The following is an 11,844-nucleotide window of genomic DNA, read 5'->3' on the forward strand; positions in this document are numbered from 1 at the left end:
ACTCATACCGTATTATCTGAACATTCTCATTTAGATAGAAATAGGCTAAATTTAAAGCAGAACAGGTTTGTGTTTATTGTCTGATAATTGTTCAATAATTTCGTGATAGCTTCTTCTTTTTAAACAATTATCACTGTTAATTCCTAAACTGTCGCTATAGTATTGTATTAATGAAGACCAAAGCAGAGCGAGGTGAGTCATGTGGCAAGCAATGTGTCGTTTATTAAGTGAACACTTAGGTGAGGCGGAGCTACGTAACAAAGTCATTCTGTCTGGTGGTGATATTCACCATACGTTAAGAATTGACTATGGCGAACACACCGTGTTCATTAAACAAAATCGGCGTGAGTTTTTGCCTTTATTTAAACAAGAGGCTGAGCAACTTGAAATGCTCGCTAAAAGCCAAACGATAACCGTTCCTAAGGTTTACGGTGTTGGTAGTAATAAGCACCACAGTTTCCTTCTGCTCGAATACTTCCCTCTTAAGCCTTTCGACAACACCAATGCATGGCATTTTGGCCAACAATTAGCACGTTTACATCAATGGGAAGAGCAGCCTAGCTACGGGTTTGATTTTGATACTATGCTAAGCACAATTGTGCAACCTAATGGCTGGGAAAAGCGTTGGAATTCATTTTTTGCAGAAAAGCGTATTGGCTTGCAATTACAACTCGCTTCCGAAAAAGGAATGGTATTTGCTGATATTCAGCAAATTGTCGATATTGTTAAAGAGAAACTTGCTGGGCATCAGCCACAACCCTCTTTATTACATGGTGACTTATGGCCAGCTAACTGTGCTATCACTCAAAATCTTGAAGGTGTGCTATATGACCCCGCATGTTATTGGGGTGATAGGGAGTGTGATATTGCGATGTTGCCATTATATCAAGATCTTCCGATCCAAATTATTGATGGCTACCAAAGTGTTTGGCCGCTCCCCAATGGCTTTTTAGATAGACAACCAATATACCAACTTTACTATTTACTTAACCAAGCCCATATCTTTGGTAACGAACAAAGCTACCAGCAAGCACGCACGATTATTGATAATCTACTCAACGAAAAATAAGCTCCTGTTTTTTAGCATTTAGCACGACAAATAATTAATTTTCTAAATAATTCGAACTGTGGCAAGGCGGCGATTGAGGATAGTTTGGGGAGCATACACAAGTATGTGACCCAAATAGCCGAAAGAAGCCAACACCGCTACAGTTCGAAGTATGACGAAAATTTAATTTTCTAAATAATTCGAGCTGTAGCAAGGCGGCAATTGAGGATAGTTTGGGGAGAATACACAAGTATGTGCCCCAAATAGCCGAAAGAAGCCAACACCGCTACAGCTCGAAGTATGACGAAAATTCGAAAATTACCAATTAAGGAAACGCAGAAGAAAATACAACGCTAGCCCCAATACAATTGGCCAAAAATAAAGAAGAAAAAATTGAGTGAATATCGTATGACGAGGAATAGTCACCTTAGCTTCAAGCTCTTCTTTTGAGATGTCTATCCCTTTTGCTTTTTCTATGATTACGTGATCTTCTAGGCTTTCACGAATAAACTTAATTTGCCGGTACATGCGCAAACCTGATGCACTTAACGCGAGCCCAACAAAAATAAAAATAAAGATGATGATAAAGCTGATATTACTGCCGGAAAACCCATTAGCGACTTGAGGTACTGGTGAGTTATTCCAAAAGAAATTTAGGAATGGTGTACTTTGACGGGTCATTTCCGCCATTAATTTAATAAAATCATTAGCGACTGCATTAATCCCTTCTCCTGCGAGCCCCTTCATGCCTGCCAGTTTAATTAAAGACGCCAATGTCGAAATTAATGCTAACAGAAAAACAACCCAACCCAGAATACGTTTGCCGATTGCGACATAATTGGCATTATGGTAATTCATTACTGCTTTTCCTCAGCGTTATGATTTTTGATAAATTTTTACAATGATTATTCAACGCTAATCATAGCTGAAAATATTCATTGCCTCCAAATTTCAATTCACGATTAATAATAATATATAGACTTTCAGACTAATCAAAATAGTGAGGCTATTCATTACCATTATACTTTTACTTCATACTGTCCGAATATTCCTCAATATTAGACTAATACTGATTTCAAGTAATACGCTTAAAGTCAGTTTACTGGTATCATGACTTCTTCGTTAATAAATACGACATGAATGGAGTTTTGACATGTACCATAATCTTCCCATCCAATCGGTCATTTTTGATATGGATGGTTTACTGATCGACTCGGAACCTTTTTGGGCACAGGCTGAACTTGAGATTTTTTCACAATTGGGTGTTGACGTTTCAATTGCGGATACCCTGCCTGATACCTTGGGTTTACGTATTGACCATGTGGTGGAGCTTTGGTACCACGCTTCCCCTTGGCAAGGATGCAGCCAAGAAGAAGCCACACAACGCATTATTGACCGTGTTGTTGGCTTAGTTGAAGAAACTCGTCCTATTCTACCGGGTGTACAACATGCGATGGAACTTTGCCGTTCAATGGATTTAAAAATTGCGCTGGCTTCAGCCTCTCCTTTGTACATGTTGGAAAAAGTATTAAACCTTCTCGATATTCGTGATTATTTCTCCGCGGTTATTTCCGCATCTGATTTACCCTTGAGTAAACCTCATCCTGAAGTTTATCTTAAAGCAGCAGCTGAGTTATCGACTAAACCCGTCAATTGCGTTTCATTAGAAGATTCATTTAACGGTATGATTTCTGCAAAAGCCGCCAGAATGCGTTCAATTGTGGTGCCTGACAGCAAGCATTTTAATGACCCGCGCTTTGGTTTAGCGGATATCAAATTAGCCTCACTGAATGACTTAAAGGCTGAACATTTACGTTAAGAATACCTTGAGTGTCTAATAAGTGTTCTCCCCTATCTAATTTAGGTAGGGGTATTGTGTTAAATTATAAAATACTTCCCTTATTTGCTAATAAATAAGAGTTTTTTTATCTTTCTACCACTATCATATTCTTTTCAAACACTTTATACTGCCAATCAACTGTATAGATAAACAGATGGTATTTTATCCACCATGACAGCTGAAGGGCATCTGCTTTTTTCCGTCGCCTCTTTAATAATGGCTAATAAACTTCAAATCACCCCAGAGATTGCTCATGGTGATTGGTTGCACATGGTTCCAGGGGTCTTGTTAGGCGCATTATTGCCCGATATTGACCACCCATCTTCAATTCCTGGTCGACTACTACGGATTTTTTCATTACCCATTTCCAAATTGTGTGGGCACCGGGGGTTTACTCATAGCCTAGTTGCATGGTTACTTTTGATGATTTCTTGTTATCAATGGATACCAACCGAATGGGCAATTCCAAATGATATTATTCAAGCTTTTTTATTAGGTTATATCAGTCATCTAGTCGCTGACATGCTCACCCCTTCAGGAGTACCATTCCTATGGCCACTCCCTCAACGCTTTTGTTTTCCCATGATCCGCGGTAAAAATAGCCAACGAGGGGAACGCTTTATTGCCATTATTTTGACTGTTTGTGCCTGTTTTTTACCTGCCGGTTACCAATTCGATTTTTATAACCACATTGATATGATTATAAAATATATTCATAATCAAATAGATACACACATTCCCACATAAATTATAGTTTTGTAATATAATGTAAGTATGAATAATACTATATTATTACTTTTTGATATAAGAAATGTATTTTATCAACTGATAACATATAACCAGTTGTTTGAAGCAACTAAATCCTTATAACCAATAAGGACTAAAGGGCAAGTAACATACCTTATAAAAATATGATTTGGAGTTCGGAATGAATATTCCTCTAATTATTAATGTGCTCGGCTTTGTAGCACTACTAATACTGTTGGCAAAACTAGGGGCTAAAGGCTGGAGCCTATCTAAAAAAGTGTTAGTCGGTCTGGTTTTCGGTGTTGCTTACGGGGTAGTACTGCACCTCGTGTATGGTAGTGGCCACCAAACGGTAAAAGACTCCATTCTGTGGTTTAATATTGTCGGAAATGGTTATGTGCAGCTATTACAAATGGTGATTATGCCATTGGTATTTGCTTCAATACTAAGTGCAGTGGCAAGGCTACATAAAGCTTCTTCGCTAGGTAAAATTAGCTTTTTAACAATTGGCACCTTGTTATTTACCACAGCTATTGCGTATTGCGGCGTTAGTTGGTATTTTAATTGCCAATTTATTCGGCCTGACTGCCGAAGGTTTAGTGCAAGGTCAATCCGAAACAGCACGTTTATCAGCAATAGAAAGCAACTATATTGGGAAAGTTTCTGACTTAACCGTGCCTCAGCTAATCTTATCGTTTATTCCAAAAAATCCATTTGCAGATTTAACTGGTGCAAACCCAACGTCAATTATTAGTGTCGTTATTTTTGCTGCTTTCTTAGGTGTTGCCGCACTGCAACTGTTTAAAGATGATAAAGAGCGTGGTGAAAAAGCCTTAGCAGCGATTGATGTTATGCAAGCTTGGGCAATGAAATTAGTTCGCTTGGTCATGCGTTTAACGCCATATGGTGTGATGGCGCTGATGATTAAAGTCGTAGCAAGTTCAAACTTGCATGACATCATCAACCTAGGCACTTTTGTTATTGCGTCCTATGTTGCGTTAGGCATTATGTTTGTTGTACATGGTATTTTAGTGGCGACGACTGGCTTAAACCCCATTAAATTCTTTAAGAAAGCGGGCCCTGTTTTAACCTTTGCATTCACTAGCCGTTCAAGTGCTGCAAGTATTCCACTAAATATTGAAACACAAACACGTCGTTTCGGTATTCCTGAATCGATTGCTAGCTTCTCTGCATCGTTCGGAGCAACAATTGGGCAAAATGGTTGTGCGGGTATTTACCCTGCAATGTTAGCCGTGATGGTCGCACCGACAATGGGTATTAATCCATTCGACCCGCTGTGGATTGCGACATTAGTCGGTATCGTGACAATTAGTTCCGCAGGTGTCGCGGGTGTTGGTGGCGGTGCAACTTTCGCCGCGTTAATTGTACTACCAGCGATGGGCTTACCAGTTACATTAGTTGCTCTGTTAATTTCAGTGGAGCCATTAATTGATATGGGTCGTACTGCATTGAATGTCAGTGGTTCAATGACAGCAGGCACAGTGACTAGCCAGTTGATGGGTGAAACAGATAAAGCGATATTCAATCAAAATGATGACGCAGATTTAAAACACGTTTAACTTATCATTATGATTCAAACGAAACCTGCCTTCTGGCAGGTTTTTTTATGATTATGATAAGTATGTGAAATTTATTTACCTTGGGGAATATCAAAAAAATCAGTTTTTTGTGCTGAATAATATTGCAATAAACTGGAATAACGTAAGATAATAAAGCCTGAGCAACGTTTTCTTGAGCTTCCTGCTTGTGTTGCGTCAACCCATTTTCTATGGGTATTTTATCAACATCATTTATGTTTTTTTAATATGACTAATAATGTCCATATCCTAAAAACTGATCCTTCAGATAACCCTTGTGTAAGCTGCGGTGCATGTTGTGCCTATTTTCGTGTCTCTTTTTATTGGGCTGAGGCTGAAAGTGGGGGTGGTGTTGTACCACAACATTTAACTGAGCAAATAACCCCATTTATGAGTTGTATGCAGGGAACAAACCAAAAACATAATACGCGTTGTAGCGCTTTAGAGGGCACCATTGGAGAATGCGTGTCTTGTTCGATATACACACAAAGGCCTACACCTTGCCGCGAGTTTGAACAATCTTGGCAAGATGGTATTTACAATGAGGCGTGCGATAGAGCACGTGCTGCTCATGGTTTACCCCCTTTAGAGCCTCATCAACCACAAATAGCGTGCTAGCCGTCAATGACCCAGATTTTTCTGGGTTATCTCTTTTTTGAGCCAAATCTGAAAAATGCGTCCTTGCACACGTGTCAATCATCCAGCTATTTAAATTACATGATTTCGTTCATTACCTGCATCGCCAACTCAAAAGAGTATAAACGAGCTTGATGATCAAAAATTTGGCCATTTACCATAATTTCATCCGCTTGAGTTTGCCGTAATATCGTATCCAACCCATGACGTACCTTGGTTTTATCCCCTACCAATGACATGCCTAATGCTTGTTGAACACCAAATTTTTCAGCGGGTGACCAAATATTTTCCATACTCTCAACAGGTGCAGGCAATTGAGAAGGTTGACCACGACGTAACATAACAAAGGCTTGCTGCATCGACGTAAATAAAAACTCTGCTTCACTTTGAGTATCCGCGGCAATGATATTGATACAAACCATCGCATACGGCTTAGAGAGTCTCTGAGATGGCTGGAAATTAGCACGATAAACTTCCAATGCCTGTAATAATAAATCAGGGGCAAAATGAGAAGCAAAAGCAAAAGGAAGCCCCATTTGCGCGGCTAACCTTGCACTGTATAAACTCGATCCTAACAACCAAACCGGAATTTTTTCGCCAAAGCCTGGCACTGGGCGCACTGCTGGGTCTGGGTTTATAGCATCAAACCAATTAATAATTTGCGCAACATCTTGCGGGAAATTATCGATATCCGTATTCATATGGCGGCGTAAAGCTTGCATCGTTCGCTGATCACTTCCAGGAGCACGCCCTATGCCTAAATCAATGCGTTCAGGGTAAAGTGTGTTTAGTGTGCCAAATTGCTCTGCTATCACCAAAGGGGAATGATTCGGCAACATGACGCCACCAGAACCTAAACGTAAATTGTGAGTATTTGCTGCAAGATAGCCTATTAACACCGAGGTCGCCGCGCTGGCAATCCCAGTCATATTATGGTGTTCCGCAAGCCAATAGCGGTGGTAACCGAGTTTTTCTGCTAACTGAGCAATATCAAGGGAATGAGCAAAGGCCTCTTTCGCCGTCGAACCCTGAATGATTGGCGCAAGATCGAGTAAAGAAAGGGGGATTTTTTTATCTGACATACACACTCACTTTGTAAGAGTTTTACGGAACCTAACTTATCATCCTAGACGATCCTTCTTGATGTCTCCAGAACTGAAATTTGAATTAGCACAAGCGGTCTAAAAATGTAAACTACCGTCTACTAACCTACTGTTTTATAAAACTATGGAACAAACTTGAATAAAAAGTGCAGTAATTATGGAGCTTCCGTCAGGGGAGGTAAAAGCGATTGCGAGACAATATGAATTGGTGAATGATTTGCCCATCACCAATACAGAGGATACTGAAATGAAAAAATTAAATACCGGTTTATTAGCTTTAGCATTATTAACCGTCGGCTTTACCGCAGCAGCAAATGGCGTTAACCACAAAATGCCTCGTCAGCACATGGGTAATCATCACAATATGGTATATAGCGTTGCGGAACAAACGATGACACCAAATGAAACTGCAAAAAAGCTGGCCAATAATGCGCCCAAAATTGAAGATGGCAAACGCTATGTTGTCAAAGTTACAGTGATGGAAGTCCCTGAATATAAACCAATGAATGCTATGCCAACACCGAAACCAATTAGCGCGCCAGCAGCAAATCAATAGTTAATATTAATGAATATTAATTAAGTTATCGGCAAAACCTTTTATATCGATAAGTACAACCAGATAGCTGTAGAGAGTAAAAACCGATATTTTAGTTAAATAATAAAGAGTTCTATATATCCTACGATTGCCTCTGTATCACAGGGGCTTTTTTTTAGAAAAAAGTTTATCTGAATTGAACCCTTTCCCCTAGTAATAACACCTAATAGCGACTAATCTTAATTCAAGCAGATTGTTAATAACTGCGACTTATTAACACTTTGTTTGACATCCCTTAAATAGAAAATCAGGAGCTTATCATGGGGTATTTTGAATTATAACATAACATATAATATTAAAACTCAAAATATTCATACAGATAAAACCATTAATTTGACCAAAATTAATTATTATGTACACATGTATGTACACATTAATTATGACAACAAGTGATTATTTCTGACTGTACTCCTTGCCAAAAATATAAATACTGGCTATAAATACACTGTATATAAACCCAGTCAATTAACCTGCGAAGGAGTGTTTTATGGTTACCATCAAGATCCGCTTTAACCGAAATAAAAAAGGTCAGTTACCTACAGGTACTTTTGAAGCATTAAGAAGTGAAATCACCAAAAGATTAAGCGCCAAATATCCCGATCTCAATATCGATATAAACTGGAGCACTCAAGATAATGTGTCTATTGACGGTCTTGGGAAGAATGAGAAGAAAACATATATTGAAGAAACACTAGAAGAGATATTTATCGATGGTGATTGGCTTCCTGAAACCCAAGAAGCCGAAGTGGAATATTTTGATAAGTGAACTAAATAGGCCGTTATTTATATAGCGGCCGCACTATTTAAAGGTGATGTTTGCCTGTGGTGTTTTCACGCTGCAATGAGCTTATAAGGTCTACCAATTTTGTTGATTCGGTAATGACTTGAGATGCCTTCATCTCCGTATGCTTCATAGCTAAGTTATAATCTGAATCATGACGCTTCGATTTCAAAATATTCAATCTATTACCAATGCTTGCCGCCAGTTTTTTCGGAACATAATCATAGCAGCCCTGATGTCTTATGAGCGACTCAATAAGCTTCTTATGCTCACCAAACGGCATCGATTTCCATTCATCACTATCTCTAAAGCTTGATGTGATTAAGCTATTTGAATGATAAAAGCTTGAATAGTACGCACGGCTTATCGCTGTTCTAATAGCCACCTCTGATTTGTCATCAGCTATAATTTTTTTTGCGTACTCAAGAAAATCGCTCAATTCCATTTAATACAACCCTTCGGATTCAATATAGATACAGCAATCACTTGTTAGCAGATTTTTATCATACAAAAGCTCGAATAATTGCTCGTTTAAATCAGCAACTTGATCGCAATTCAGATTAGCTCTAAAAACATAGGTCATTGTTCCGTCAATATCTTTTTTCAAAAAAGATGATATTGAACCTTTATATTGATGATCGACTACATCAAAAAGACAATCAACCATAGGCCGGAATTGATTGATAAGTGAGGAGTTTTCCCACATTAACATCGCCGTCCTCCTATCTTCGTCATTTATGCCCACATCATCTATAGAAAGGTTCATTTTCTCTAAATTAAGTATAACATCGTTAATTAGATCAGCTCTTAATGAGAATATACCCATCATAAACAATTCATAACCAATTAATTTAGGATGGCAGATTAGTTTACTTGAGGACATTTCTATGAATTCATTATGCTTTTTAAATAAACCCGCACTTCTCAATGTTACAACATAATTATTCCAGTAAAGTGAGTCAGTTGGATTTAGCATTATAGCTCTTTCACATAATGAAATCCCTTCATCAACATCATTCCCAGAAAGAATAGTCATAATGCCTTTTAGGTGTAGCCTAAGCACAGGATCATCAAGCTTATCTATTTCTCGCTTTGTACGCGCAATATCAATAGGGAACAGTTTCATTTCACCCGCTAGCATTGAGCTGGTTAGGGTGTCTAAGATTTCGTTACCTTTCGATTCAGGGCGTAGCATTAGCTTGCATCCTTGCATTTCACTAGATTAATTGGGGTTGGATGGATAAATACCTTTCGCTTATATTAGACTAACGACTCACTGAGTTCAACAAACTTCACTGGGTTAGTAAGGCGCCAACTACTCGAGCTGGCGCATTAGTTTTTATTGCTGCTCTGTTTGTGCCTCAGCTTCCTGCTCAGCCCTTTCAGCTTCCTCTGCCTCACGTTTAGCCTCTTCTTCAGCTTGCTTCTCTGCGGCTTCTTTTGCTAATCGCTCTGCTTCTGCTTGCTTGAGATTGTAGATAGAGTTAGGTGGCATTTCGACACGCATGTCTATCCAGCGCGATTCCGGTACGTCACAAGGTTCGTAGTTTTCGAAGTAAACAGGCACACCTTCTTCATCAAAGTGCTTAATGCGCTTGTTCTGGAAACGTTCTGGCATATCTGCGTTCTGTTGGTGGAAAACAAAAACTTCAATATCACCATCAGGTCTCACCTCGTAATCAATGAGAACCATGTTTTTCCCGTTGTGATCCTGCGGAATAACAAAGCCGTTATTGATACCCCATGCACCATCTGCATTAAAACCGACAACGCCTTTGATAAGGTAATGACCAACACCAAGGTGCTCCATTTCAACGCCTTCAGATTCTTCGTTTAACTCAATGTTATCAGCGAAGAGTTTTACCACCGGGGACGCGGCTTTTAAATTGCCGTTGGAATCTTTCGTTGTGTTTGCTGTTGAGTAAACTGTATTGATGCTGGCTAAGACTGCACCATTTTTCCCTGTAGAACATGTCTTAAGTGTTTTAGAACTCGGGTCATAATGTAATACGCAACCATACGCATCCTCTGCAATATGCACCCCCACCCCCCACGGTAAACTATTGGCAACACCTGGCTCCCCAGGAGTTGCTACAAAGCGAGTGCTCCAGTCTTTTGCGATATCCTCTGTTTTTATTGCGGGAATGGCAATTCCGATACCATACTCACCCACTGTCATTGCCGTACCTGACTTTCTCGGGATGATAAAGGTATTCAGTCGTTTGTTTTCAGTATCTCGATAAGAAATATCTAATAACGTTTCTGTAGTATTTGACGCTTCAATTCTAACTTCTTCGCCATTTTTCTTCCTAATCGAAAGTCCCGGCCAATCATCTGTCCCTATAATTCTTATTGTTGATGAGTTAACTGTTACCCTGCCATTGATATCCCCTCCGGCTTTATCAAACTTCCCATCTAGCTGCTTATCCATTTCTTTTGTTGTGCGCAGCTGCTGTGTTGTTTGGTCTGGCAATGTAACAGTAATAATGCCCTGCTCTGTCATCCAGCGCGTTAATATGTCGCTGAACTGAACGTTCGAGACGTTCATTGACACTATTTTATTCATCGCATCTGAAACAGAATGAACCATTGTCGTGAGAATGACGTACTTCGCCCCTGTTGCTGCGATTGGTAATGGGAAATTTAATGTGAGTTCAGTATCTGATTGAATCGAATGAATACTGTTATTGTAAACAGTGTTATCGATTTGAATCTGTATTGCTTGCTCTGCTGAAACACGGTTAATGTTATTGAGCCATTTGGTATTGGTACCGACTAATTTAGTGCTATTTGCTGTTGTTGTGACTGTGCCTGTGTTGTACATAGGATTCTCCGAAATTTGGACGTAAAAAAGCCGCAGTTAAGCGGCTTATTTGTGATTTTGTGGTTTAAATAGTTAACGCTTTGACAGTTGATGTGCCAACTTTGAAAACCTCCACTCTCTTAAGATTTGAGTAGCTTAAAACAACTCTTGCTGTTGCGTTTGTGTTTGGGTTGTTTTCTGTGGATACTGCACGAATATAGATATAACTCTTGCCGCCTCGTGGGGCGATAGGCAATTGAATAGGGCCTGCATTGACAGTTAAATTAAGCCCATTATTTCCTAAATATTTTCCTGTTTCACTGTATGCAAGCGCAACTCCTCCACTCCCATCATCAACGCCAACCTGAACTCTAATATATGCAGAATATTGCCAACCCCCATCTACTCTGTCCATTTTCAAGCTACATGCCAAATCAGCATCAAATACTCGGCTAAAAATTTCAGAGTTGATTTCAACTGCTTTTATCCAGCCTGTGTTTAGTGTTCCAACATGCAGCGTTGCATCATGAACTGTACCTGTAATTTTCGTTGCTGTTGAATAATACACGTCCCCCAAGATTTCTTTTGCATCAACGGTGCCACTAAAATAACCATCAGCACCCTCAATCCGACCTCTGAAAACCGCATTATTGAACTCGGCATCACCTTCTTTATCAATCTTCCAGCCACTCT

11 protein-coding genes and 1 pseudogene are annotated in these 11,844 nt (G+C 39.4%); 7 read left to right on the forward strand and 5 right to left on the reverse strand.

From position 1 onward, the window contains the following. Window positions 1-199 precede the first annotated feature (199 nt). Complete coding sequence (locus P3L44_RS12235) at window positions 200-1,069, forward strand: fructosamine kinase family protein (protein ID WP_004263637.1); 870 nt, start codon at window positions 200-202, stop codon at window positions 1,067-1,069. Between the two features lie 297 nt (window positions 1,070-1,366). Here P3L44_RS12235 and P3L44_RS12240 read toward each other — a convergent pair whose 3' ends face one another. Then, window positions 1,367-1,906: a YniB family protein gene (locus tag P3L44_RS12240; RefSeq protein WP_004263634.1), complete on the reverse strand. Its 540-nt coding sequence runs from the start codon at window positions 1,904-1,906 to the stop codon at window positions 1,367-1,369. A 295-nt stretch (window positions 1,907-2,201) separates the two neighbouring features. On the opposite strand from P3L44_RS12240, the gene hxpB reads away from it, so the two are divergent. The 4 genes and pseudogenes from hxpB to P3L44_RS12260 all read left to right on the forward strand — a co-directional run bounded on the left by hxpB (window position 2,202) and on the right by P3L44_RS12260 (window position 5,851). Continuing rightward, window positions 2,202-2,867: a hexitol phosphatase HxpB gene (hxpB, locus tag P3L44_RS12245; RefSeq protein ID WP_004263628.1), complete on the forward strand. Its 666-nt coding sequence runs from the start codon at window positions 2,202-2,204 to the stop codon at window positions 2,865-2,867. Between the two features lie 192 nt (window positions 2,868-3,059). Beyond that, window positions 3,060-3,635 (forward strand): metal-dependent hydrolase, encoded by a 576-nt coding sequence (locus P3L44_RS12250; protein WP_140170595.1) that lies wholly within the window; start codon window positions 3,060-3,062, stop codon window positions 3,633-3,635. Window positions 3,636-3,816: 181 nt separating this feature from the next. Continuing rightward, a pseudogene (locus P3L44_RS12255) lies at window positions 3,817-5,215 on the forward strand (L-cystine transporter). A gap of 246 nt (window positions 5,216-5,461) precedes the next feature. After that, window positions 5,462-5,851 carry a YkgJ family cysteine cluster protein gene (locus tag P3L44_RS12260; RefSeq protein ID WP_094961737.1) on the forward strand — a complete coding sequence of 130 codons (390 nt, stop codon included), beginning with the start codon at window positions 5,462-5,464 and terminating at the stop codon, window positions 5,849-5,851. Window positions 5,852-5,946: 95 nt separating this feature from the next. Here P3L44_RS12260 and P3L44_RS12265 read toward each other — a convergent pair whose 3' ends face one another. Beyond that, a complete protein-coding gene (locus tag P3L44_RS12265) occupies window positions 5,947-6,951 on the reverse strand; it encodes a luciferase-like monooxygenase (RefSeq protein ID WP_140170596.1) in 1,005 nt (334 codons plus the stop codon). Window positions 6,952-7,129: 178 nt separating this feature from the next. Here P3L44_RS12265 and P3L44_RS12270 point away from each other — a divergent pair, with 178 nt between their 5' ends. After that, window positions 7,130-7,528: a hypothetical protein gene (locus P3L44_RS12270; RefSeq protein WP_140170597.1), complete on the forward strand. Its 399-nt coding sequence runs from the start codon at window positions 7,130-7,132 to the stop codon at window positions 7,526-7,528. Between the two features lie 526 nt (window positions 7,529-8,054). Continuing rightward, entirely contained in the window at window positions 8,055-8,333 is a 279-nt protein-coding gene (locus P3L44_RS12275) for a DinI-like family protein (protein ID WP_094961735.1), read from the forward strand. Between the two features lie 37 nt (window positions 8,334-8,370). Here the strand turns inward: P3L44_RS12275 and P3L44_RS12280 are convergent, their stop codons facing one another. The 3 genes from P3L44_RS12280 to P3L44_RS12290 all read right to left on the reverse strand — a co-directional run bounded on the left by P3L44_RS12280 (window position 8,371) and on the right by P3L44_RS12290 (window position 11,172). Then, entirely contained in the window at window positions 8,371-8,793 is a 423-nt protein-coding gene (locus P3L44_RS12280; RefSeq protein WP_094961734.1) for a hypothetical protein, read from the reverse strand. After that, window positions 8,794-9,543, reverse strand: a complete 750-nt coding sequence (locus tag P3L44_RS12285; RefSeq protein ID WP_094961733.1) for a hypothetical protein — start codon at window positions 9,541-9,543, stop codon at window positions 8,794-8,796. It abuts the gene before it with no gap. Between the two features lie 144 nt (window positions 9,544-9,687). Then, a complete protein-coding gene (locus P3L44_RS12290; RefSeq protein ID WP_272661544.1) occupies window positions 9,688-11,172 on the reverse strand; it encodes a hypothetical protein in 1,485 nt (494 codons plus the stop codon). Between the last annotated feature and the right edge of the window lie 672 nt (window positions 11,173-11,844).

The organism is Providencia sp. PROV175, assembly GCF_032707045.1.
In the GTDB taxonomy this organism is placed as follows: domain Bacteria; phylum Pseudomonadota; class Gammaproteobacteria; order Enterobacterales; family Enterobacteriaceae; genus Providencia; species Providencia hangzhouensis.